The organism is Plantactinospora sp. CNZ320 (assembly GCF_002846275.1).
The window spans coordinates 4,661,208-4,685,148 of the sequence record NZ_PJMP01000001.1 but is presented as its reverse complement, the minus strand read 5'-3'; the positions used below and the strand labels follow the sequence as shown (position 1 = coordinate 4,685,148).

Below are 23,941 nucleotides of genomic sequence, written 5' to 3'. Positions count from 1 at the left end.
GGCCTGCCGCCGCCCGACTGCCCGGGAGGGTGACCGGATGGCGGCAAGCCGGCCGGGTGCGGCTACGTCTCGATCCGGTCCCGGCCGAACCGGACGATGAGCCGGCTGACCACCCCGGCGTAGCCGATCATCAGCAGGGCGAGCAGCGGCATCAGCACCAGCGGCGGCGGCACCAGGGAGACGGCGCCGAGCAGCCCGACGGCGACCGCCGCGATCCCGATCCGCAGCGGCGGTACGGTGCCCAGCGCGATCCGTTGCAGGGCCAGTCCGCCGACCATCCAACCGGCCAGCGAGACGGCCATCAGCAGGCGCAGCATCTCCGGCAGGTCGTCCTGGCCGGCGCTGATCTCGCGGACCGCCTGTCCGAGGCACCAGCCGAGCAGCAGCAGCGTGGAGCCGATCGCACCGTGCACGGTCGCGTAGCCGAGGCCGGCGCTCAGCCGCGACGTGGTCAGCCCCATCGTCACGAAGGTGGTGTAGACCCACCACACCGACGCCGGGATCAGAAACCCGGTGATCGCCACCACGGTCACTGCCAGCGACGGCCGGGGCGGGACCGCGCCGATCAGGTCGGTCAGGCTGACCCCGAGCAGGATGATGGTGAACTGCCCGATCCGCTCCGGCAGGTGTGCCGGGTGGACGGGATGCCTGATCAGCCAGCGTCGGCCGAGCCACGGGGTCAGCAGTTCGACGGTCAACCCGATCAGCCAGAGCAGGGCACGGTTCTCCGCCGGTACGGCGAGGGAGGCGACCCAGAACGCCAGACCCGCGCCGAACCCGCTCAGGTAGACGGTGGTCAGTTGGCGCGCGGTGGCACCGGTGCCGCGTACCCGCAGGTAGAGCGCCAACAGGGTGCCCCGGACCACGAGGTAGCCGATCGGCAGTAGCAGGGTGTCCGGTGCGTCCCTGGCACCGACCGCCATGATGCCGGCACCGATCATGCCGACGAGTACGGCCAACCGGTGGCGGAGGTCGTCGGGATCGAACCGGGTGTCGTAGAACGCCTGCCCGACCCAGGCCCACCAGACGATCACGAAGAGGCCGGCGGTACGGAGGATCTCGCCGAGGTCGGGTACCGCGTCGGTGAGCCGGTTCTGCACGGCGGCGAGCGCGAGTACGAAGACAAGGTCGAAGAAGAGTTCGAGCCAGGAGGCGTGTCGGGCCTCCTCCTCGCCGGGCAGGGACTCCGGATCCAGCCCCCAGCGCTCGATGATCCGACGCGGCCGGATCATGCCGGGCTTCCGCCGGCCCAGCCGCCCCGGCTCGAAACGAGACGCAACCTCAAGCTCACAGCCGGTAATCATCCCGAGGAGTCGGGGCGGCTGTGCGGGATCGTCGATTCCCGTCTTGCCGACGGATCGTCGGCAAAATTAACGATCAGCTGGTGGATATGGTCGGTTTACGCTCGACACACACCTTTTATACATCAGCCGTTCGGCTAGCGTTTGCCGATACCAACGGGCTAAGGTGTTGGCTTAACAGCCACACAACACTCCACCACCTGAACACCACATAACCAACCTCCACCACCGCACAACTCGCCCCCGCCCACCAGCAGGGAGGACCACCATGACGACCACCACCACCGCGCCGACCACCACCACCGCGCCGGTCAGCACCCCCACCCCGAACGACACCGCCACCGAACTCCTGCACGCCATGACCGCGCTACCCGCCAACCACCCCTCCCGACCCGCCCTACGCGACAAAGCCATCGAAGCCTGGCTCCCCCTGGCCAACCACCTCGCCCACCGCTACAGCGGACGCGGCGAACCCACCGACGACCTCATCCAGACCGCCGCCGTCGGCCTCATCAAAGCCATCGACAAATGGGACCCCACCCGCGGCGTCGACTTCGCCGGCTACGCCATCCCCACCATCATCGGCGAACTCAAACGACACTTCCGCGACCGCACCTGGGACATCCGCGTCCCCCGCCGCCTCCAGGAACTCCGCCTCGCCATCAGCGAAGCCAACAGCAACCTCCTGCAAACCCTCGGCCGCTCCCCCACCATCACCGACATCGCCACCCACCTCAACCTCACCGAAGAAGAAGTCCTCGAAGGACTCGAAGGCGCCCGCGCCTACAACGCCGTCTCCCTGTCCACCCCCACCGGCGACGGCGACCGCACCACCGAACTCGGCGACCTCCTCGGCAGCGAAGACAACGAATACGAACTCGCCGAACTCCGCGTCGCCCTCGGCCCCGCCCTGGCCACCCTCGACGAACGCGAACAGAAAATCCTCACCCTCCGCTTCTACGGCAACCTCACCCAATCCCAGATCGCCGAACAAATCGGCGTCTCCCAGATGCACATCAGCCGCCTCCTCACCCGCGCCCTCACCAAACTCCGCGGCCAACTCGCCGACACGTACTGACCGGCGCAGAGTCTGGGGCACGTGCTCGGCGGTCGACACCGGCGTTCGGGTGCCGGTCACGTTCTCCCGCCTCCTCAGGCGACAGAGCCGGCAGGACCGGTCAGCCGCCCGTCGCCGCGTGGCGCTCCAGCGGTGCCGGGGAGCGGTCATGTCGAGATGTCGACGGTGCCGGTGGCGAGGAAATATGGCGACGGGACCGGTAGGCGCCGCGCGTGCGCCAGCCGGAAGCGCGCGGCCTGCCACCACGAGCTGGCTTCGTGGGTACCGGTGAGGAACACGACCCGCCGACCTTCGGGGAGTGGCACGACGGATGGGCCGCAGACGCCGTGTCCCATCCACGATGGGATACCCGGTGCATCGGTGTCGAGCACCCGCTCGGGCGGTGACCAGTCGGCCCGCTCCTGCGACGGCGTCGCGGCGCGCATGACCCAGAGACCCTGACCCGGGTAGGGGGTGGTGCCGTGCAGGTTGGTGCCTCGGGCCAGCAGCATCTCCCATCCTCGCGGCGTCGGGTAGACCGCGTTGTCGAAGAACCCCTCCTCGGTCGTGGCGAAGCGGCGGGCGGGCTGCCACTCGATCCCGTCGGTGCTGTCGGTGACATGCAGCTCGAAGTCGGGCTGTTCACTGGGGCCGACCTCGTGGGGAGTGGCGAGGAACCACATCCGGTAGCCGCCCTCGACGGCGATCACCAGTGGTTCGAGCACACTCACCCGCCCCGGCCAGCCGCGCAGCACCGGCGCCTCGTGCCGTAGCCACGTACCCCGGGCATCAAGGGTGAGGACACCGATCGCGTACGCGCTGCCGGGGCCGTAATGCCGTGCGCCCGCGCGGCCCGCGTAGTAGATCCGGGCCGCGTGACCGGCGTGGGGTGGGACGTAGCTACGGGGTGTGCATGCCGCCCGAGTCCCACGAGCCCTTGGGCGGGTCGGCGACGATCGGCTGCCGGTCGAGTACCCACCCAGCCTGCCCCGGTTCCGCCCCGGCGGGCAGGCGCGCCTGGTACAGGGCGGTTGCGGAAACTGGTTGAGAACCCGCCGATGAACATCACCCAGCGGCCATCGATCAGCCACACGTCCGGATCGCTCAACCCGAGGACGCCTCGCGGCATCCGGGAACCGAGCATGTCCCAGATCGGCTCGGCGATGACCGGACCCGGCGTGAACGACATGGTGACTCCCCAGGGACTCCCCTGAGCGCCAGGTAGGTCATCAGCAGTGTAACGAATCATCGGCCCGGCTCACGGCCACGGCAACAGCGGCCCGCGAAAGGCCGCTGACCTGGACGCGACGTTCCTGGTTCCAGTCCAGTCCGCTACCGGTCTCCGGCTTACCGATGCCCTCGTATCCGTTGCGCATCACGTCCGCGATGAGGTCGTTGATGCGCTTGACCAACTTGCGGTCGGTATGGCTGAGGTGCTGGCTTCACGCCGTCGCGGTGGAGACCAGCCTCATGCGACGTCTTGCACGGTGGCGGGGGCGATCAGATCCCTCTCGGCCGCTCGCCGTTCTCAAGCTCCTCCATCGATCGGCGCAGGGCCGCGGTGTTGCTCGGAGTGCGCAGAAGGTACTCGGTTTCCTTCATCGACTCGTACTCCGCGAGTGGCACGATCACCACGGGATCGTGGCCTGACCGGGTCACCACCACTTCCTCCGCGTCGTTGATCACGCTGTCGAGTTCGGCAGCCAGGTTCTGCCGTAGCTGGGTGAAGCTCACGGTACGCATGACCACATCCAAGGCAAGGACAGAAAACTGCACCTCACCTGGGTCGTCCGGGCAGGTTCGCACGAAAGATCAACAAGTGGGCCGCCGGGGACTCGAACCCCGAACCTAAGGATTAAAAGTCCTCAGCTCTGCCAATTGAGCTAGCGACCCGTGTCCGGCAAGGCTACCGGATCGCTCACCGTACGTGCCGGGGGTATCTGTCGCGGCGGCGGCCTGGTTGCGGCCACCGGTACGGCTCCGGCCGTGCCGATGGCCGGCGCCTGGGTGTCAGGAAATCCATGGGTGGTTCCGCATCCTCCTGGGCGTTGGGATGCCAGGCCCGCCCCTCTGGCTAACGGGAGAACAGGTCGACCTCGATCGGCGCGCTGTTCAGCCGCGCGAGCGGCAGGAGGCGTCGTCCGGTCAGGTGACGTCGCGGCGCATGGGGACGACCACGGCGATCGCCGAGGCGGTCAGCGCGTACGCGGTGAGCAGCAGAGCACCGGCCGCCGGGGAGAGGAGTTGGACGGCGGCGGTGCCGAGCTGCTCGGACATCGCGTCGGCGAGGTAGGTGAAGTCGGTGAGCGCGGCGGTGGCCCCGCCGGGCAGGACCGGATAGAGCGTGTTGACGCCGGGAATCATCATCAGCACCGGCTCGGCCAGGTACAGGTAGCCGATCACCACGCACAGGGCGGCAACCTGGTTGCGGATCAGGGCTCCCATGCCGACGCCTATCAACAGGTACACCACCATCGCGACGCCGATGCGGGCGAGCAGCGCCAGCACGGTCGCGGTCGGCAGCCCGAGCGGGATACCGCGAGCGGCGGCGACGGCGAAGAGCGCCACGGCGGCGGTGCCGGCGAGGAGGATCCCGTAGCCGAGGCCGACGACCGCGAAGGTGGCGAGTTTGGCGGCGAGCACCTGCCCGCGGCGCGGCGCGAACATGAAGGTGACGGCGGCGGTGCGGTGCCGGTACTCGGACGTGACCGCGAGGGTGCCGGCGGCGGCCGGCACGAACGCGGTGTAGCCGAGGATGCCGAGAATCGACCGGAGCCCGGCCTCGGTCTCCAGGCCGGGCATCGGTGGATCGAAGTTCTCCGGCCCCACCAGCGCCATGGCGCCGATCATGCCGCCGCCCAGCACGACGGCGGCGAGCAGCAGCCCGCCCCACATCCGGGTGGCCAGCAGCCTGCGGAACTCCGCTCTGATCAGGAACGTCATCGGGCGGCCCTCTCGGCTGTGGTCAGGTTGAGGAAGAGCTGTTCGAGGCTGGTGTTCTCGGTGGTCAACTCGTAGACCCGGAGCCGGTGGGTGGCCGCGAGGTCGGCGATGCCCGGTGCGTCCATCCCGGCTACCCGCAGCCGGTCGGGGCCAACAGGTTCGACGCGTGGCCCGGTGCCGTCGTCGGCGGGGCCGGCCATCAGGGCGGCGGCAAGCGCGTCGGCGTCGGGTGAGCTGACCAGCACCGCAGGCGGGCCGGTGAGCTGCGACAACGGCCCGGCGGCGACGAGTTCTCCGCGCCGGATCACCACCACGTCGTCCACGAGCTGCTGGACCTCGCTGAGCACGTGACTGGAGATCAGGACGGTACGGCCCTGGTCGGCGAGTCGGCGGAGCAACCCGCGCAGCCACGACACACCTTCCGGGTCGAGTCCGTTGCCGGGCTCGTCGAGCAGCAGGACGCGGGGGTCACCGAGCAGCGCCGTGGCGAGGTTCAGCCGTTGCCGCATTCCGGTGGAGAACCCGTGGGTGCGGCGGTCGGCAGCGTCGGTGAGGCCGAGCAGGTCCAGCAGTTCCGGCACCCGGCGGTCCGGATGGCCGCCCATCGCGGCGTAGATGCGCAGGTGGTCGCGGGCGGTGTGACCGGGGTGGAACGCGTTGGCGTCGAAGACCGCGCCGACGGTGCGCGACGGTCGGGCCAGCCGGGCGTACGGCAGCCCGCCGATGGTGGCGGTGCCACTGGTGGGTGACACCAGCCCGGTCATCATCCGCATCGTGGTGGTCTTGCCGGCGCCGTTCGGGCCGAGAAAGCCGGTGACCGCACCGGGTTCCACGGTGAAGCTCAGCTCGCGTACGGCGGTGACGTCGCCGTAGCACTTCGTCAGGCCGGACACCTCGACGGTCAGGCGGTCGCCGGTCATGCGCCGGCCGCCGTCGCACGCCGGATCGCCGCCGCCAGGTCCGACGCGGCGGACGTGGAGAGCAGCACCTCGTCGAACTCGCCGCCGGCGGCCGCCCGATCCAGCACCAGGTGCAGTCCCGACTCGCCCCGGCGGGCCGCCACGAGCTGCCGGGGGCCGCCGAACAGCCCCCAGACGCCGACCTTGGCGAAGCCGGAGACGGCGTACCCCCGTCGGGCGCCACGGGCCAGCCGGAGCGGGTTGTCCACCCGGGCGGCGTGCCGCACCGAGGTGAGAGGTGGTGCGAACCGCTCCCGCCCGGTCCAGATCCGCTCCCAGGTGGTGAACCGGATGTCGATCACATGGCCGGTGACCGTTATCGATGCCATCGGTCAGCTCCCTCTGTCGGGTCGGATCCTGCTGTCGGGTCGGAGTCGTCCACCAGCCCCGGTTCCTGCTCGTCGGTGGCGGTGGCGGTGGCGGTGGCAGTGGTGGCCGGCTGGTCGGCTGGCAGCAGGACTGTCGCGAAGAGTCGAGGTTTCCTTCCGTCGCCGGGCTCGTTGCCCAGCAACGGGCTGACCAGCGCGTTGAAGCCGGCGGCGAACTCGGCCAGCTCGGCGTCGGTCAGGTGCAGCACGATCTGCTGGTATCCGGCACCGTCGGCGGCGAAGTCGGCCCGGCCCCGGGCGAGATAGCGGGAGAACTCCGACAGCAGACTCGACACGAACGCCGTGAAGTAGCGCGCGTGGTCGGACGGGGCGGCCGTTGCCAGGGCGGCGGCGTCCAGCGTCGCGCCATGCGCGGGCAGCGCGTACACCCGTTCGACGGCGCCGCGTACCCTGCGCTGCTCGACCACGTCGAGCAGCCCTGCCTTGACCAGCGTCGCCAGGTGTCGGTAGAGGGTGGCCTGCGGGACGTCGGGCAGCAGCTCGATCAGGTCGTGCGTAGTCAGCCGGGATCCCGCGACCGCCCGCAGTATCCGGATCCGCACCGGGTGCAGCGCCAGCTCGGCCCAGCGCTCCGAGGCCATCTCCATGGCGACAACGGTATCACTATCGATAATGAGAACAAAGCGGCGTCGCTAACCGGTCGGTAGCCGGTCCACCAGCTTGTCGAGCTGGATCGGCAGGTCACGCAGCCGCAGCCCGGTCGCGTGGTACACCGCGTTGGCGACCGCCGCCGCCGAGCCGACGATGCCGATCTCGCCCAGCCCCTTGATGCCAAGCGGGTTCCCGTGATCCTCGTCCGGCACCCAGTACGCCTCGATCCGCGCCACGTCCGCGCAGGCGGTCACGTGATAGCCGGCGAGGTCCCGGTTCACCCAGTCGCCGAACCGCTGGTCGAGGATCCCCTCCTCGTGCAGCGCCATCGAGAGCCCCATGGTCATCCCGCCGATCAACTGGGACCGGGCGGTGGTCGGGTTCACCACCCGGCCGACGGCGAAGACCCCGAGCATCCGGGGGACCCGGATCTCACCGGAGTCGACGTTCACCCGGGCCTCGACGAAGTGCGCGCCGAAGGCGTACCGGGGGGCCGAGGGGAGTGCTTTGGCCTCCTGCGAGGTGTCGACCCGTACCGAGAGGCCGTCCGGCGGGACGCTGCCGGCGTACCGCTCGTCGAGCTGTCGACGCAGTTCCCGGCAGGCCCGGTCCACCGACAGGCCCCAACCGGCGGTACCCGTCGAGCCGCCGGCGACGTACGCCGGGGGAAGGTCGCTGTCGCCGATGCTGATCGTGACCCGCTCGCCGGGTACCCCGAGGGCGTCCACGGCAATCTGCCACAGCGCGGTCCGGGCGCCGGTACCGATGTCGGTGGCGTTGATCCGCACCCGGTACGTCCCGTCCGGCCCGGCCGCCGCCTCGGCGGAGGCGCCCGGGGTCCGGGCCGGGTAGATCGCGCTGGCCATGCCCGTGCCGACCAGCCACCGGCCCTGCCGGCGTACCCCGGAGGCGGGGTCGCGGTCCGCCCAGCCGAACCGCCGGGCACCGTCCCGCAGGCAGGCCGCCAGGTTGCGGCTGCTGAACGGGACGCCCTCCTCGGGATCGATCTCGGTGTCGTTGCGCAGCCGCAGCTCGACCGGGTCGACCCCGCAGGCGACCGCCAACTCGTCCATCGCGCACTCCAGCGCGAAGGATCCGGGGCATTCCCCGGGGGCGCGCATCCAGGACGGCGTCGGCACGTCGAGCCGGGCCAGCCGGTGTGTCGTCCGGCGGTGCGGTGCCGCGTAGAGCGCCCGGGTGAGCACGGCGGTCTGCTCGGCGAACTCGATGCTGGTCGAGGTCTGGCTGATCGCGTCGTGGCAGATCGCCGCCAGCCGCCCGTCGGCGTCGGCACCGAGCCGGACCCGCTGGATCACCGGAGTGCGGTACCCGACCGGGCCGAAGATCTGCTGGCGGGTCAGCGCGAGCCGTACCGGCCGGCCGACCTGCCGGGCGGCCATCGCGGCCAGCACGGGGGTGCACCGGGGCGTCCCCTTGCTGCCGAAGCCGCCACCGACGTGCTCGGCGGTGACCCGGATGGTCTCGGCGGGCAGCTCGAAGAGGCGGCCGAGAGCTGTCTGCACGTCGGTACTGCCCTGGCTGGAGTCGTGCACCAGCAGCCGGCCGTCGCTCCAGTACGCCGTCGCGGCGTGCGGCTCCATCGGGTTGTTGTGGTACGCCGGGGTCCGGTACGTCTGGTCGAGCCGTACCTCCGCCGCCTGGTAGCCGCTGTCGAAGTCGCCGACGCAGGTGTCGGTGGGGTAGCCCGGGTTGACCCGGTCCGGCTTGTAGAGGCTCGGGTGCCGCTCGGTCAGCACGCTGCTGTGCGGCTCGGTGTCGTAGTCGATCCGGACCAGTCCGGCACCCTCCCGGGCCGCCTCCAGCGACTCGGCCACCACAAGCGCCACGATCTCGCCCCGGTAGCGCACCCGGGGCTGCTGGAGCAGCAGCAGTTCCGGGCTCTGCGTCGGGTCCAGCCGGGGGGCCGTCTCGTAACTGAGCACCGCCAGCACCCCGGGCTCGCGCATCGCCGCCGTACCGTCGACCCGGATGATCCGTCCCTTCGCCACGGTGGCCTGCACCGCCCAGCCGTACGCCAGGCCGTCGGCCGGGTGCTCCACCGCGTACCGGGCGGTGCCGGTGACCTTGTCCCGGCCCTCCAGCCGGGGATGTGCCCGGCCGATGGCAGCGGCCGGCGCGCTCACCGGGGCCCGCCTTCCTGCTGGGCGACCAGTTCCACCAGGATCCGCACGGTCAGGTTGCGGATCAGCGGGATCTTGAAGGCGTTGTGCGCCAGCGGCCGGGCGGCGGCGAGTTCCTCCTCGGCGGCGAGCCGGAAGGTCTCCTCGGTCGCCGGCTGCCCGCGCAGCGCCGCCTCGGCCAGCCGGGGCCGCCAGGGCCGGTGCGCCACCGCGCCCCAGCCCAGCCGGACGTCCCGGACCAGCCCGTCGTCGACGTCGATCGCCGCCGCCACCGAGCCGGCGGCGAAGGCGAACGAGGCCCGGTCCCGCGCCTTCCGGTACGCCGAGCGGCGCGCGAACGGCAGCCCGGGGATCCGTACCGCGGTGACCAGCCCGCCCGGGGCCATCGTGGTCTCCTGGTCGGGCCGCTCGCCGGGCAGCCGGTGGAACTCGGCCAGCGGGATGTCCCGGGCGCCGGCCGGCTCCAGCACCTCCACCACGGCGTCGAGGGCGACCAGCGCGACAGCCATGTCCGAGGGGTGGGTGGCGACGCACTGCGGTGACCAGCCGAGGATGGCGAGTTCCCGGTTCTGGCCCTCCAGCGCCGAGCAGCCGGCGCCGGGCTCGCGCTTGTTGCACGGCCGGCTGACGTCCTGGAAGTAGAAGCAGCGGGTACGTTGCAGCAGGTTGCCGCCGACTGTCGCCATGTTGCGCAGTTGCCCGCTCGCCCCGGCCAGCAGCGCCCGGGCCAGCACCGGGAAGTCCCGCCGGACGGTCGGGTGCGCGGCCAGGTCGCTGTTGCGCACGGTGGCGCCGATCCGGAGCCCACCGTCGGGAAGCGACTCGACCGAGTCCAGCGGCAGCCGGGTGACGTCGACGAGCAGTCCGGGCCGGGTCACCCCGAGCTTCATCAGGTCGACCAGGTTGGTGCCGCCACCGAGGTACGCCGCGTCGGGCTCGCCGGCCACCAGCGCCATCGCCCGGCCGGGGTCGGTGCTCCGCTCGTACCGGAAGCTCCTCATCGGACCTCCTCGGCCGCCGCGGCCTCGCGGATCGCCGAGACGATGTGCGGGTACGCGGCGCAGCGGCAGATGTTGCCGCTCATCCGTTCCCGGATCTCCGGCTCGGTGAGCCCGGCCGGGCCGGCGGTCAGGTCTTCGGTGACCTCGCTCGGCCAGCCCCGGCGTATCTCGTCGAGCATGCCGAGGGCGGAGCAGAGCTGACCGGAGGTGCAGTACCCGCACTGGAAGGCGTCGTGCGCGACGAAGCAGCTCTGCAACGGGTGCAGTCGCCCGTCCCGGGCCAGCCCCTCGACGCTGAGCAGGTCGGCACCGTCGGCCGCGACGGCGAGGACCAGGCAGCTCTTCACCCGCCGGCCGTCGAGCAGCACGGTGCAGGAGCCGCACTGACCGTGGTCGCAGCCCTTCTTCGCCCCGGTCAGTCCCAGGTGCTCGCGGAGCGTGTCGAGCAGGCTGGTCCGGTTGTCGAGGTCGAGATCGTACGGTCTGCCGTTGACGGTGAGCCGTACCGGCGACCGGTGTGGCAGGTCAACACCCGGAGTGGTTTGCACCATATGTCGAAGATTACCGAGTGCAGCCGCCACTGCGGGACCAATCCGGGCCTTCCGATACCCGCCGCTCACCCCGGCAGGGTCGACCCCGGCGCGTACCGCCAGACCCGGATGACGCCGTCCCCGGTCCGGCAGGCGAGCAGCGCGGGGGTGGCCCGGCAGAAGGAGAGGGCGTACTCCAGCGGACCGAGCTGGCGGACCGCCGTACCCCCCGGATCCAGCAGACCCACCCAGGTCCGGCCCCCGGCGCTCCCGTGCCGGAGCAGCAGCATGGGCCCGGACTCGGTCAGGGTCGGGACCCTGGTCCAGCCGGCGAGGTCCACCACGGTACGCCCGGAGCGCGGGTCCACCGTCCGGCGGACGGCGCCGTTCTCGCCGAACTCCACCAGCTGCGCGCCGTGCCCCCGCAGCGACATCCGTTCGGTGCTGCGCCACGCCGTGTCGCCGGTGACCGGGTCGAGTACCTCGATGCCGGTCCGCCCCTCCAGGCAGATCATCGACCCGCAGGCCCCGACGTGCCCCTGGTCCGTCGACAGTGCCCGGACCCACCGGCGCTGCCAGCGGTCCGCCGAGTAGACGGCGAGGTGCGAGTCCGACCGCACCAGCACCGAATCCCCGGCCGGCTCCGCGTAGAGCGGCGGACCGCCCATCGGTTCGAGCGGCTGCCGGACCGCCCCGGTCCGGGGGTCACGCAGTTCGAGTCGGCCGTCCGGGTGCGCGGTCAGCAGCGCGGTGGGCCGCCCGTCGGCGGCCGGCACGGTGGCGATGCCGGCGAGCAGCGGAGAGGTCCAGAGCTCCCGGCCGGTGTCGAGGTCGAGCACCCGGACGGTCTGCCCGATCGGCGCGGCCGTGTACATCCCGGAACCCGACTGCGGGTGGTGGATCGGAGTGCCGACCGGCGGCGGGTCGTCGGGATCGATCCGCGATTCCGGTGGGAACACCTCCTCGACGACCAGCCCGACCCCCGCCCTGTGCAGCGTCGCGAACTGGCTCGACGTCGACCAGCGGGTCCGGCCGGTGCCGGGATCCAGCGCCGTGCTGCGAGACGGACCGTTCTGCGCACCCCCCTCCACCAGCAGCAGCAGGCCGTCCTCGCCGATCAGCGCCGCCTGCTGGTGCTCGGTCGGGTACGTCGTGCTCCAGAGCTGCCGCCGCAGCCCCACCTCGTGCGCGCTGACCCGGTGCCCGCCCCGCAACGGCTCGGCGACGAAGAGCCGGTCACCGGCCAGCACGAAGTACCCGGAGTCGTCCACCCGGTACGCCTCGACGATCTGCGGTACGGCCGGTGGCGCCGCCCCGCCGGTAGCGGCCACCAGCGCCCCGACCAGCACCAGCGCGGCCGTTCGGAGCCGGCGTCGGCGCGACCGCCGGGACGGGGCAGGGTCGGGCGGCGGGGCGTAGCGCTCCTCGCCGAGTTCGATCAACGCCACGGCCTCACCCTTCGCCGCCGGGGCCGGTCGGGTACCGGGGCAATTATCCGACCGCGCCGCCACGCGGCCGGACCGGGTCCGGGTCGGCGGCCGGCCGCCGACGCGACCGGCGGGGGCTATTCGGCGGTGACGTCGGCGACCACCAGCGTCACGTTGTCGGGGGCGCCCGCCTGGTGGGCGAGCTTCACCAACTGGCTCGCGCACTCCTCCCGGTCGGTGAAACTCGTCAGCGTCGCCGCGATGACATCGTCGTCGACCACGTCGGAGAGGCCGTCGCTGCACAGCAGCAGCCGGTCGCCGGGCTGGGCGATCAGCGCGATCGTGGCCGGCTCCAGCGGGCCGCCCTGCACCACCCGGGTGACCAGGGAGCGCTGCGGATGCCGCCGGGCCTCCTCCGGCGTCAGCCCACCCTGGTCGACCAGCGCCTGCACGAAGGTGTCGTCCCTGGTGAGCCGCGCGAGCCTGCCGCCGCGCAGCAGATAGCCCCGGGAGTCGCCGACGTGCGCCACCCCGAGCCGGCGGCCGGCGAGCAGCATCGCGGTGACAGTGGTACCCATCCCCTCGGTGGTCTGGTCGGCCTCGGTCACCTCCCGGATCCGGCCGTTGGCCGCACCGATCGCCTCCACCAGGGCGGTCACGGGGTCCCCGTCGGGCGTGGACCGCTCCACCGGGGCGAGCGTGCTGACCACGATCTCGCTGGCCACCTCACCGGCCGGTGCGCCACCCATCCCGTCGGCGACGGCGACCAGGTGGCTGCCGGCGAACGCCACGTCCTCGTTGTTCGGCCGGATCAGCCCCGGGTCGCTGACGGCCAGGCTGCGCAGCACAAAGGTCATACCGTGCAGCTTGCCCCGAGATCCACGGCAAAGTCACTACGCAGTACTGCGTAGGGTTGACTCATGATGCCGGTCTCCATGGTCGGTCGTGCCGGCGAGCTGACCGAGTTCGCCGCCGCCTGGGCCACGGTCACCGGTGGGCGCCCCCGGACCGGTGCCGTGGTGGTCACCGGTGCCGCCGGGGTGGGCAAGAGCCTGCTGATCAGTGCCGCTCTCGACGGCCTCTCGCCCCGACCGGCGACCATCCTCACCGGTACCGCCCGGGTGCACAGCCCGGCCCCGTACGACTGGCTCGCCGCCGTACTCAGCGGCCGGGACACCGCTGACCTGCCGTTGCCGCCCGACGCGCTGGCCTGGCTGGCCCAGCAACCGAACGCGCCCCGCGAGCGGTACGCCCCGGACGCGCTGCTGCGCCTCGCGGTACGTACCGTCCGGGCCCTGGTCGGTGCCGGTCCGGCGGTACTGGTGGTGGAGGACCTGCACGCGCTCGACCCGGCCAGCCTCAACCTGGTCGGCGAACTGGCCACCGCGCCGGACCTGCCGGCCCTGCTGCTGGTCGGCAGCCGGCCGGCGGAGGAGGCGGTGTCGCCCCGGCTGGTCGCGGCCACCCTGGCCCGGCTCTCCGGCGCGCCGGGCGCGATCCGGCAGCATCTCGGCCCGCTGGGCAGGCCGGACGTGGCGGCAGTGCTCGGTCAGGTCTATCCCGGACCGCCGGTACCGGCGACGGTGGTCGACGCGGTCTGGCGGCGCACCGGCGGCAACCCCTACCGGCTGGTGGAGCTGCTCGTCGCGGAGCGCGGCAGTCGGCCCGAGGAACTGGTCGCCCCGGCACCCACCGCCGAGCTGACCAGCCGGGAGATCGAGGTGCTCTCCTGTCTGGCCGCCGGAATGTCCAACAAGCAGGTGGCCCGGTCGCTCGGCATATCGGTACGGACGGTCACCGTGCACGTCTCCAATCTGCTCCGCAAGACCGGCTCGGCGTCGCGTACCGAGGCGGCGCTCTGGGCGGTACGCCAGCAGCTCACCGATCCGGCCCGGCACTGAACCGCCCCGGATTTCCCCTCCGGTACGACGGCGCTGGTGAGCGGCTCGGCGAGGTGTTCCGCCAGCCTTGACGCGTACGCCATCATTGATGGATAGGCCCAAGATGCGAAGGGGGTGGCCGCGATGAAACGTGGCACCACTGTGGAAAGGCCGAGCAATCCGGCGTTGACCAGCATCTTCCTTTGATCTTCCCCGGTCGTGGAGCCGGGGCTGCCGCGGCCGGTCGGTCACGTCTCTATCATCGAGGCGCGTACGGGAGCCGCCCGGGACTTCCCGACGCACAACATGAGTGCCGCTCGACCTAGCCGGTGTTTTTCGCGGATGGTGGTGCACGATAGATGAGGATCCAGCCCCGTCAGGAGCTCCTGGAGATCTGGGCGGCCACCGTCCGGACCAGCTGGCAGGACGGAAAGTGGCAGTGGGGCGGGCGGGACGGGCCCAATTCGATCAGTGACGCCGAGCAGTTGCTCTGCATCCTGCTGCCGGCCACCCAGGCGGACTTCGGACTGGACCGTCCGGACGAGACCGCCGATGAAATGCTCAGGGCGCTGCGCCCACTCGGCACCGCCACCCAGATTCCCCGGATCCTGATCCAGGTGCTCACCGATTATTACCAGCGTTACACCGACAAATCCGGGACACCGGTCTTCTCCGGCCGCACCTATTTCCAGACCGACGGTGGCGAGCCGTCCGAACAGCAACTCGATCTCGACATCGTCGACTCGTTCGCCATGTCGATCACACTCTCCCTGGCCGCAATCGGTTTCGCCCGGGTCTTCCGTACGGCGGTACGCCGCGAGGAAATTCTCCGCGAGATCGACGAGCTGGAGGGCATGGCGAGCGCACGGCTGACCGCCGCCATGGTGGGCCTGCTGCGCAGTTTCGCGGTGAACGTCTTCGACGTCGACTCCGAGGAGGGCCAGGCACTGGTCCGTACCCTCAACCAGAGCAACCTGCCGCAGCGGCAGATCGTCGCGCAACTGCGTCGCCGGCTCCGGCAGACCATCGCGAGCTTCCGCGAGGTCATGATCGGTTCCGGCCAGGTGGCCGACCTGGACAGTCCGAACCGGCTCTTCGAGTGCGGCTGGTCGTGGGGCATCGTCCGGGACGCGCCCGAGGTCGAGACGACCGAACCGGTCGGCCAGCAGCGCTCGGGCGTGGCGCCCGAGGAGCCCTACCTCTACTTCACTGTCATCGCGATCGACGCGATCGAGGAGCTCTTCACCGAGCGGACCCGGATCCTCGGTCTGCTCAACGAGGAGCAGCAGCGGCTCTCCCGGGCGCTGCAACTGCGCTGGGACCTGACCCGGGGCTACTGGGCCACCGTCGCCACCTTCGGCGACGGTCACCGCTGGCCGCTGGAGGACATTCCCTGGCGGACCACCGACCGGGACGCGACCGACTACTACACGCTGCTGGTGACCTCTCTGGCGGTCAAGGGTCTGGTGGTCGAGCGCGGCGCCGACGCCGAGCTGGGCCGGGTCGGGGCGGTGCTGGAGGAGCTGGCCAACCGGGCGCGGATCACCCGCCGGCCCTTCGACCAGGACGCGGCGCTCTCGCTGCACTCGCCGGGCGTACAGATGACGTTGGTGAACAGCGAGAAGCTGGGCGGCCCGACGCTGCGCTGGGCGGTGACCGAGTTCTCCGCACTGCTGTTGCAGCGCACCGTCTACATCGCCGGTCTGCTCAGCGACGCCGACCAGCGGGCCCGGATGCTGGATCTGGCTGACCTGATCTGGGACCATCTGGTGCTCCGCCGGCTCGAACGCGGCAGCGGCCGCAGCCTGTGGGACCAGCCGGCCCGGGTGTTCCGGCAGTTCGACGAATACCACGATTCCCCGTCGTGGTACTACACCGAGCGGGTGGTGCAGGGGCTGGTCACCACCGTTCGGGTCCTGCGTCGGCCGCCGCTGCGCAGTGAGCGGCTCACCTCGCACGCGCTGGACCTGCTCAACGAGGCCGAGCACCTCTACGACATGGAGCTGCTGGCCGGTGCGGCTGAGGCGGGTCCGAAGATGCAGCAGACCCTCCAGGTCGTCCGGGTGAACCTGCGGCGGGCCAGGGAGATCGTGCACGAGCGCCCCGGCACCGCTGCGGCGCTGACCAGTTCGGTGCTGCGCAGCCTGGACGAGTTGAACGCGGCCCGCCGCGACGTCGCGGAGGCGGGCTGAGATGCTGATCTTCGCGGCCTCCGACAAGGGCGGCACCGGGCGCTCGGTCACCAGCAGCAACATGCTGTACCGGAGCGCGTTGCAGGGCAGCGACGTCTGCTATCTCGACTTCGACTTCGGGTCGCCGACGGCCGGCGCGATCTTCAATATCGACTCCGCCGTGCACGGCACCACCAGGGGCGGTCTGCACGACTACCTCGACGGCGCACTCGCCGAGCCGCAGCGGATCGAGGTGTGGACCGAGTCCGACCGGCCCAGCCTGCGCAACCGGCCGCCCGGCGCCGGCCGGCTGGTGCTGCTTCCCGGTGACAGCGGCGGCGGGGAGTTCCCGGCCACCCGGGAGCGGATCGAACGCTGCGCCCGGCTTTTCCTGCGGCTGGAGGAGGAGTTCGACCTCAGCCTCGTCGACCTCAGCGCCGGTCGGTCGTACGCCACCCAGATGGTGCTGGCGGCCACCGCCATGCCGGAGTTGAAGTCGGTACGGTCGCGTTGGCTGATCTTCCACCGTTGGACCCGGCAGCACGTCCTCGCCGCCTCGGGCCTGGTCTACGGCACCCGGGGCATCCTGGACGCCGGCACCAGGGCCGGGCACAACTACGAGGAGCTGGTCAATCGGCTCCGGTTCGTGCGTACCGCCGTGGTCGACCCGGACTCGCCGGAGTTGGAGGGGCTGCGACCGGCGCAGGTCGCCTGGCTGCGCGAGTGCAACCAGGACCTGCTGGAGTTGGCCAGCAACAACCGGGTGGGCCGGACGATGCTGATCGGCTCCGTACCGCTCGACCCGGTGCTGCAATGGCGTGAGCAGCTCATCTCCGACAACGACGTGTACGCGCGCAAGATCGCAAACCTGGAGACCGTGGAGGCCTTCTCGGCACTGGCAAAGCTCATCGTGGACGACGCGGCCTGGGAGATGCTGTGATGAGACCGGATGTGACCTTCGAGGAGACGGCGGCCAGACGCAGTGTCGAGTCCGTACCGCTCTCGCATCTCTCCGTCGAGCTGGGGCACCTCTACATCGAGGAGTTCGCCGGCGGCATCGACCAGCTCCGCCGGCACTTCGCCCGGGTCGCGCCCTGGGCGGCGGCGGCCCGGCAGGCCTGCGCCGAGCGGTTGCCGGGTGGTCGGCCCCGGATCAGCACCTGCTTCCTGATCGACGACTACTTCACCCGGTTCAGCACGCCCCGGGTGGTGATGGAGCAGGTCCGCGAGGCCGCGCAGGACACCGGGCTGGTGATCGACTACTTCGCCCGGGAGGCCGGCTGCGCCCAGGCCGACGACATCCCGCTTGCCGAGCTGGTGCTCACCCAGCTCGTCTCCGATCCGGTCCCGGAGACCACCGGGGATCGTCCGCCGACCTCGGAGACCGGCTGGCTCTGCAACGGCAGGCGGTCGCCGGTCTCCGGACCGGGGCAGGCGATGAGCGCCGGCCGGGTTTGGCAGCCGCCGGTGCAGAACGCGGCGAACCGGCACTCCATCTTCATGGACGTCGAGCTCTGGGACTACGAGGACGACGGCCGCCGGCGCTGGTCCTGCCCCTTCCTGGCGGCGGTCTGGCAGCTCATGCGGCTGGGCCTGCTCCGGCACGAGGGCGAGGGCGTGACAAATCCCTACCAGCTCGACGACTGGCCGGACGACTGGGACGAGATGCCGGCGGTGGTGAAGCTCAACCCGCACGCCGCGCCGTTCAGCGCGTACCGGACCTTCTCGGTGCTCGGCTCGCGCTTCCTCCCCATCGAGCACGCCGTCCGGACGATCCTGAGCCAGGTCTCGATCAGCCCGGCCGTACTCGACCAGATCCAGACCCGCAGCCGCAACGAGCACATCGACCTGCCCAAGGACCTCGTCGAGCGCGCGGACTACGTCTTCGTCGGTGACTGAACCTTTTTCAACCTCCCCTTGCGGTCGGGAGGACCGCAAGGTTGGACGCGGTGCGCGCGCGCCGCGCGGTTCAGGTTGAAAAAGGTTCACTGACCGTACGCCGCCGCTCACCGGCGTACGTCCGGCAGGTGGTCGGGATCCGCATCCGGTAGCCAGGTGAGCACCTGACCGGCCCGGCGCCGGAAACCCGGATCCGGGTCGTCCCGGGCGAGTTCGGTGAGAAGTTCCCGGGTCTGGTGGTCGTTGCCGAAATGGGTGCCGAGGGCCTGCACCGTGGCGGCCCGCACCGACCAGTCCTGGTCACGCAGCCGCTCCACGAAGAGGGTACGCACCTCCGGATGCTCGGCGAGGCGTTCACCGAGTACCCGGAGCACCTCCCGGCGTACCTGCACGTCCCGGTCGTTGCCGGCCCGGTCGATCAGCAGCTCGCGTACCGCCCGGTCGGTGCCGAAGTGCTCGCCGAGGATGCGTACCGCCACGGTGCGGATCTGTGGGTCCTCGCCGGTGGCCCGGCCCATCAGCACCTCGCACTGCTCCACGTCGGTGCCGAGCCGGGTGGCGAGTTCGACGGCTGCCTCGTGCACGAGTTCGGCGTCGGGGTCGTGCCGGATCCGCTCCAGCAGCGCCTCCCGGACGTCGGCGTCGACGCCGACCCGCTGCACCAGCAGGCGTACGGCGGCCAGCCGGACCCGGGCGTTGCTGTCCCCGTGCACCCGACCGGCGAGCAGCTCGTGCACGTCGTCGCGGGAGCCGCCCCGCTCCACCACAGCGGTGGCGGCGAGCGCGAAGACGGCGGCGTCCGGGTCGTGGTGCGCCCGGTCGACGAGCACCTGGTGGACCTGGTCGGAGAGCTGCGGCTCCCGGGTCAGCGCCCGGAGCGCGGCGAGCCGGACCTCCGCGTCGGAGTCGGTGCGGGCCCGGTCGAGCACCACCTCCCGGGTGGCCGGATTCCGGCGTACGGTGTCGGCGAGCGCGTTGACGGCGGCGAGCCGTACGGTCGCGTCGGAGTCGTCCCGGGCGAGCCCGGCGAGCACCTCGGAGACGGCCGAGTCCATCCCAACCCGCTCGATCAGGGCCCGGGCGGCGACCAGCCGGATCCGGGCGTCCCGGTCCCGCAGCGCCAGTTCGCCGAGGGCCGCCCCGACCGACGCCTCGGCGCCGATCTCGTCGGTCAGCGCCCGGACGGCGAGCAGCCGTACGTCGGCGTCCCGGTCCTGGCGGGCGGTCGTGACCAGCAGGTCGATAAGTGCGGTGTCCCGCTCGAAGTGCTCGACGAGCATCCGCAGCGCGACCAGCCGGACCGCCTCGTCGGTGTCCCCGCCGGTCCGGCTGACCAGCAGGTCCCGGGTGGCGGTGTTCGGGCCGTGCTGGTCGATCAGCGCGCGGGCGGCGACCCGGAGCACTCCCGGGTCGCGGTCGGTCCGGACCCGCTCGACCAGCACCGCCCGGACCTTCGTGTCACCGGCCAGCCGCTCGCCGAGAACCCGCACGCTGGTGCGCCGGGTCACCGGGTCGGTGTCGTCCCGGGCACGCGCGATGAGCAGATCCCGGACGTGCCGGGTGGCGGCGAACCGCTCGACCAGTACGTGCGCGGCGGTCCGGGTCACCTCGGCGTCGGTGTCGGTGCGCAGGCACTCGACGAGTACGTCCCGCAACTCGTCGTCGCCGCCGTACCGGTCGCCGAGGGTCTGGATCGCGGTGCGCCGTACGCTGGCGTGCTCGTCGGCGTGCGCGCGTTCCCGGAGCAGTTCACGGACGTTCGGCTCGTCCCGGAACCGTTCACCGAGCGCCTGTACGGCGGCGAGCCGCACCCCGGCGTACCCGTCGGCGCGGACCCGTTCGATGAGCAGGTCGCGTGCCTCCGGGTCGGTGCCGAAGCGCTCACCGAGGGCCTGTACGGCGGCGAGCCGTACTCCGGCGTGGTTGTCCGCCCGGGCACGCTTGATCAGCCGGGTCCGGGCCCGAGCGGCGGCGGCCTGGTGGGCGGGACTGTCCACGGCGGTGGTGGCGAGCTGGGCCAGTTCGGCCAGGCCGGCGACCGAGGCGTACGAGGCGGGGCTGTCGTCCATGCTGGCGAGTACGTCGTCGAAGAGGTCGTCGATCCGCTCGGCCGGGGTGGAGAGCATCGCGGCCAGCCGGGCGGCGTGGGTGGAGACCGGGTTCCAGACGACCCGGACACCCCGGCGCCGGTACCAGGAGAGATAGATCTTGCGGCCCGGCCAGTTCGGGCCGATCGCCTTGGCGGCCGGCAGGATCTCCTCGTCGATCAGCCGGGCGGTCTCCCGGTCGTCGATCGAGACGCAGTGCTCCAGCAGCAGGATGAGCTGCCGCAGCAGCGTCTCCGCCGGCTTGGCGGCGGCGCTGTGCAGGTTGCGGACCTCGGCCAGGCACTGCACCGCCAGCGCCAGGTTCCACGGCGGCGGGGCGAAGTCGGCCGGTGGCCAGGGCTGGTTGACCTCGGTGGTGAGCAGCGCGATGAGCTGCGCGGTGTGGTTCTGGTGCAGCGCACCGGCGAGCAGCCGGAGCACCTCCCGCCAGGACAAGTCCGCCCAGTGCTGCCGGAAGAGGTCCTTGAGCTGCTCGAAGGAGAGCACCTGGTCGTGCTGGAACTTCGCCAGGATGGCGTCGGCGCAGAAGAACTCCAGGAAGGTGCGGTGCACGAAGCCGTACACCTGCGGGCCGTACCGGCTGAGGAGGAAGTTCCGCTCCCGGAACTGGTCGATCATCGCCAGCGCGATGCTCCGGGCGGTGGCGGCGTCCCGCCGGTAGCGCTCGACGAGATACTGCTCGAAGACGTCGCTGAGTTCCATCCGGTCGATGTAGTTGACCGTCAGCCCACGGTCGGCCGACTGCATCCGGTACGCCAGCCGGCGCAGCAGCTCCTTCTTGTCCTCCGGGTCGAGGAAGCCGGCGACCGAGGACTGCTCCCGCAGGTGCCGGTCGGTGTCCCACTGCGCCACCAGCACGGTCGCGGCGTGGTCGTAGAGCTTCCAGCGCTCCCGGGGCAGCGGCTGGTGCTTGCCGATGATCGCCAGGATGGTCAGCAGCAGCGGATTGCCGGCGAGTTCCCGGATCGCGTGCGAGTGCCGCATCGCGTCCAGCAGCCGGGCCCGCTGGGCGTGCGCGTCCTCCGGCCGGTCCCGGATCGCCAGCCGGTACCAGCTGGAGAGGAAGTCGCCGGTCTGCTCCTCGTCCAGGTCCTGCAACGTGTAGTGCACGAAGCCGACGCTGGTCAGGATGCGGCGGGAGTACCCGATGATCCGGGACGTGACGATCATGCGTACCTGCGGGTGGTTGGCGGCGAAACCGGCGATCTGCCGGGCCACCTCCTCCCGGCGGTGCCGGTCGAAGACCTCGTCCAGACCGTCCAGGATCATCACCGCCCGGCCGCCGATCCCGAGGTGCCGCAGCAGTACGGCCCGCTCGATGCCGAGCCCGTCGGTGGCGGCCCGGTGGTCGAGATAGTCGACGAAGTTGTCGCACCTGCCCTCGGCGGCCAGGGTGATGAAGGAGCGCAGCTCGATCAGCAGCGGCAGGTGGTCGGCGAGCGCGGTCAGCCGGTCGTCGACCGGACCGCCGGTGAGGCTGAGCGCGACGTACCGGGCCGCTGTCGACTTGCCCGAGCCGGGGTCGCCGAGCAGCACGATCGCCCGCTGGTCCGGCGCGCCGAGCACGTCGAAGAGCCGTTGCAACGGCTTCGCCCGGTACGACTCGTGCAACTGCACCAGCTCCCGGGGATCGACCTCCTCCGGTACGTCCTCGGTGCCGATCCGCCCCTCGGACTGCATCCGGCGCAGCCACTCCCGGGGCAGCTCGGCCGGGGGCGGATCCTCGCGTACCCACTGCTCGACGAAGACCGACATCAACTGGATCCGCAGGTAGTCCTCGGTCTGCTCCGGGGTCAGCGCGTCCAGGTCCAGTACCCCGTAGTGCTGCCGCAGCCGGATCAGGTACTGCTTGAGCGTGTCCCGGCTCAGCGAGTGCATGCCGTCGCCGATCGAGCCCCCGGAGTCGGTGAGACAGTTCGCCACCGCCGCGGTCACCATCGCGGCCAGGTCGGCCGGGTCCCGGAAGGTACTGCACATGTGCCGGTCGGCCAACTCCGTCCGGAGCGCCTCGATCTTCTCCGCGTCCCGTCCCCGGTCGACGAAGCTGCGCGGCCAGGGCGCCTCCTCGTCCAGCAGGAAGATCAGGCACGGCTTGCCGCCGGTGAGCGCCTCCCGGTATTCGAGTTCGGTGATCGAGCGGTCGTAGCCGGCCGGGACGAAGCCGTACCGCCAGGCGAAGATGCCGACGTAGACGTCACACTCGGCGACGTCGGCGAGGCAGCGTTCGAGGGGGCGCCGGTCCTCGGCGACGTACGACTCCATGGCCATGTCCTCGACCCGCAGCCGGCGCAGCGCCAGTTGGACGGCGGCCCGGCACTCCTGCAGATCCCGGAAAGTGGCCGAGACGTAGACCTTGGTCACGGCGGCTCCTAGGGGGCGGCGTGAGCGGCACGTAACGCAACCGTATCAATAGGACGCAACAGCCAGATCTGTGCTGGTGGGAGGGGGTGGCCACCGGGTACCTGACGCGCGCCGGGTGACAGTGGTGAAATGCCGCCGGCCGATCACCGTCCCCGGGGCGAACATCGGTTACCGTGACGCTGTCACGGCGACCCGGGCCCGGTGATGCGGTCACGGTGCCCACGAGGTTGCGGAGGAGCACATGCTGACCCTGGGCGAGGTCCACACCGGACTCCTACAGAACTCCAGTTCGCTCTCGCTGGAGAACACCGCCCAACTCCTCGACCTCCTGGTCGGCCAGCGGGTCCGCCGGTCCGAGCGGCCGATCGCGTACGCAGTCTCGCCGGACCAGCTCACCGGGGTGGACTGCCGGTTGCCGACCCGGTCCGGCAGCCGTACCCGGGGGGTGGGGACGGTGGTCTCGCACGCGGCGGTGACCGGCGGCCACGTCCTGCAGGGTTCCACCTACACCCGGCTGGACCGGGCGGCCAGCAACCGGCGGCTGATCTGGTCGCACTACCTGTCCCGGCCCGGCTGGGTGGAGACGATCGGCAAGGTCGACATCCGGGACGTCGCGCAGGGCTTCCTCGGCCCCGCCTACCAGCCGCAGACGCTCAACCTCGGCGCGATAAGCGCCCGGCTGATCGACGGGGTGCAGAGTTCCCCCCGGCTGGACCGGCGGCCACCGTTCCGGACCAAACGCACCCGGCTGCGCTGGGCGGTGCTGCCGGCCGCCGAGTCGGGATCCGAGGCGCACGGCAAGTTCCGGATCGAGTCCGACACGCTGCGTACCCTGGAGCTGACCGCGCCGCAGGAGGCGGTGCCGGCGCTCGTGGAGTTCTGCGAGGACCTCGCCCTGCACGACTGGCTGCTCACCACGCTGCTGTCGCTCATCGAGTTCAGCCTCACCGGGCCGGGCACCCGGACGCAGAAGATCGACCGGCTGCGACCGGCGATCGACTGCCTGCTGCACCTCTGGATGCCGGCCGCCCGGCTCGACGAGTCGGTACTGCCGGTGTGGCGGGACCTCGAACACCGGCCGGGGTTCACCCGCCAGTGGCAGACCTCGGTGACCCGGATCCGCGACCAGGTCACGCTCAGCACCATCGCGCTGCTGGAGGCGCCGTCCCGCTGACCGCCGTGC

19 protein-coding genes, 1 tRNA gene and 1 pseudogene are annotated in these 23,941 nt (G+C 71.3%); 6 read left to right on the top strand and 15 right to left on the bottom strand.

Going from position 1 to position 23,941, the window contains the following annotated elements:
• Positions 1–62: 62 nt before the first annotated feature.
• Entirely contained in the window at positions 63–1,232 is a 1,170-nt protein-coding gene (locus CLT71_RS20825) for a low temperature requirement protein A (RefSeq protein WP_158242273.1), read from the bottom strand.
• Between the two features lie 337 nt (positions 1,233–1,569).
• Between CLT71_RS20825 and CLT71_RS20820 the strand changes: the two genes are divergently transcribed.
• Positions 1,570–2,379 (top strand): SigB/SigF/SigG family RNA polymerase sigma factor, encoded by an 810-nt coding sequence (locus CLT71_RS20820; protein WP_101366880.1) that lies wholly within the window; start codon positions 1,570–1,572, stop codon positions 2,377–2,379.
• Positions 2,380–2,525: 146 nt separating this feature from the next.
• Here the strand turns inward: CLT71_RS20820 and CLT71_RS20815 are convergent, their stop codons facing one another.
• The 13 genes and pseudogenes from CLT71_RS20815 to CLT71_RS20755 all read right to left on the bottom strand — a co-directional run bounded on the left by CLT71_RS20815 (position 2,526) and on the right by CLT71_RS20755 (position 13,196).
• Complete coding sequence (locus tag CLT71_RS20815; RefSeq protein ID WP_101368580.1) at positions 2,526–3,113, bottom strand: hypothetical protein; 588 nt, start codon at positions 3,111–3,113, stop codon at positions 2,526–2,528.
• A 474-nt stretch (positions 3,114–3,587) separates the two neighbouring features.
• Positions 3,588–3,782: pseudogene (locus CLT71_RS20810) on the bottom strand (type II toxin-antitoxin system YoeB family toxin); the annotation flags it as partial.
• 76 nt (positions 3,783–3,858) lie between these two features.
• Positions 3,859–4,101, bottom strand: a complete 243-nt coding sequence (locus tag CLT71_RS20805; RefSeq protein ID WP_199187668.1) for a type II toxin-antitoxin system prevent-host-death family antitoxin — start codon at positions 4,099–4,101, stop codon at positions 3,859–3,861.
• 77 nt (positions 4,102–4,178) lie between these two features.
• Positions 4,179–4,251: transfer RNA gene (locus CLT71_RS20800), tRNA-Lys, on the bottom strand.
• A gap of 252 nt (positions 4,252–4,503) precedes the next feature.
• Positions 4,504–5,301, bottom strand: coding sequence for an ABC transporter permease (locus CLT71_RS20795; RefSeq protein WP_101368578.1), 798 nt, complete (start codon positions 5,299–5,301; stop codon positions 4,504–4,506).
• On the bottom strand, positions 5,298–6,221 hold the full coding sequence (locus CLT71_RS20790) for an ATP-binding cassette domain-containing protein (RefSeq protein ID WP_101368577.1): 924 nt from the start codon (positions 6,219–6,221) through the stop codon (positions 5,298–5,300). The genes CLT71_RS20795 and CLT71_RS20790 overlap by 4 nt, the downstream gene beginning before the upstream one ends.
• Positions 6,218–6,589 carry a hypothetical protein gene (locus CLT71_RS20785; RefSeq protein ID WP_101368576.1) on the bottom strand — a complete coding sequence of 124 codons (372 nt, stop codon included), beginning with the start codon at positions 6,587–6,589 and terminating at the stop codon, positions 6,218–6,220. Before CLT71_RS20785 ends, CLT71_RS20790 begins: the two co-directional genes overlap by 4 nt.
• Positions 6,577–7,236, bottom strand: a complete 660-nt coding sequence (locus CLT71_RS20780; RefSeq protein WP_486483370.1) for a helix-turn-helix domain-containing protein — start codon at positions 7,234–7,236, stop codon at positions 6,577–6,579. The genes CLT71_RS20785 and CLT71_RS20780 overlap by 13 nt, the downstream gene beginning before the upstream one ends.
• 45 nt (positions 7,237–7,281) lie before the next feature.
• Positions 7,282–9,384, bottom strand: coding sequence for a xanthine dehydrogenase family protein molybdopterin-binding subunit (locus CLT71_RS20775; RefSeq protein ID WP_101368575.1), 2,103 nt, complete (start codon positions 9,382–9,384; stop codon positions 7,282–7,284).
• Positions 9,381–10,382, bottom strand: coding sequence for an FAD binding domain-containing protein (locus tag CLT71_RS20770; protein WP_101368574.1), 1,002 nt, complete (start codon positions 10,380–10,382; stop codon positions 9,381–9,383). Before CLT71_RS20770 ends, CLT71_RS20775 begins: the two co-directional genes overlap by 4 nt.
• Entirely contained in the window at positions 10,379–10,933 is a 555-nt protein-coding gene (locus tag CLT71_RS20765) for a 2Fe-2S iron-sulfur cluster-binding protein (protein WP_101368573.1), read from the bottom strand. The genes CLT71_RS20770 and CLT71_RS20765 overlap by 4 nt, the downstream gene beginning before the upstream one ends.
• A 65-nt stretch (positions 10,934–10,998) precedes the next feature.
• Positions 10,999–12,360 (bottom strand): outer membrane protein assembly factor BamB family protein, encoded by a 1,362-nt coding sequence (locus CLT71_RS20760; RefSeq protein WP_101368572.1) that lies wholly within the window; start codon positions 12,358–12,360, stop codon positions 10,999–11,001.
• 116 nt (positions 12,361–12,476) lie between these two features.
• The gene (locus CLT71_RS20755) at positions 12,477–13,196 is read right to left on the bottom strand and encodes a protein phosphatase 2C domain-containing protein (RefSeq protein ID WP_101368571.1); all 720 of its coding nucleotides are present in this window, start codon (positions 13,194–13,196) and stop codon (positions 12,477–12,479) included.
• Positions 13,197–13,259: 63 nt separating this feature from the next.
• On the opposite strand from CLT71_RS20755, the gene CLT71_RS20750 reads away from it, so the two are divergent.
• From CLT71_RS20750 to CLT71_RS20735, 4 genes are all read left to right on the top strand, one after another.
• Positions 13,260–14,240, top strand: a complete 981-nt coding sequence (locus CLT71_RS20750; RefSeq protein ID WP_101368570.1) for an AAA family ATPase — start codon at positions 13,260–13,262, stop codon at positions 14,238–14,240.
• A 338-nt stretch (positions 14,241–14,578) separates the two neighbouring features.
• On the top strand, positions 14,579–16,411 hold the full coding sequence (locus CLT71_RS20745; RefSeq protein WP_101368569.1) for an SCO2524 family protein: 1,833 nt from the start codon (positions 14,579–14,581) through the stop codon (positions 16,409–16,411).
• Between the two features lies 1 nt (position 16,412).
• Positions 16,413–17,330: an SCO2523 family variant P-loop protein gene (locus CLT71_RS20740; protein ID WP_101368568.1), complete on the top strand. Its 918-nt coding sequence runs from the start codon at positions 16,413–16,415 to the stop codon at positions 17,328–17,330.
• The gene (locus CLT71_RS20735) at positions 17,330–18,289 is read left to right on the top strand and encodes an SCO2522 family protein (RefSeq protein WP_101368567.1); all 960 of its coding nucleotides are present in this window, start codon (positions 17,330–17,332) and stop codon (positions 18,287–18,289) included. The genes CLT71_RS20740 and CLT71_RS20735 overlap by 1 nt, the downstream gene beginning before the upstream one ends.
• Before the next feature lie 107 nt (positions 18,290–18,396).
• Here CLT71_RS20735 and CLT71_RS20730 read toward each other — a convergent pair whose 3' ends face one another.
• Positions 18,397–22,758, bottom strand: a complete 4,362-nt coding sequence (locus CLT71_RS20730) for a HEAT repeat domain-containing protein (RefSeq protein ID WP_101368566.1) — start codon at positions 22,756–22,758, stop codon at positions 18,397–18,399.
• A 241-nt stretch (positions 22,759–22,999) separates the two neighbouring features.
• Here CLT71_RS20730 and CLT71_RS20725 point away from each other — a divergent pair, with 241 nt between their 5' ends.
• The gene (locus CLT71_RS20725) at positions 23,000–23,932 is read left to right on the top strand and encodes an SCO2521 family protein (protein WP_101368565.1); all 933 of its coding nucleotides are present in this window, start codon (positions 23,000–23,002) and stop codon (positions 23,930–23,932) included.
• The last annotated feature ends 9 nt before the right edge of the window (positions 23,933–23,941 follow it).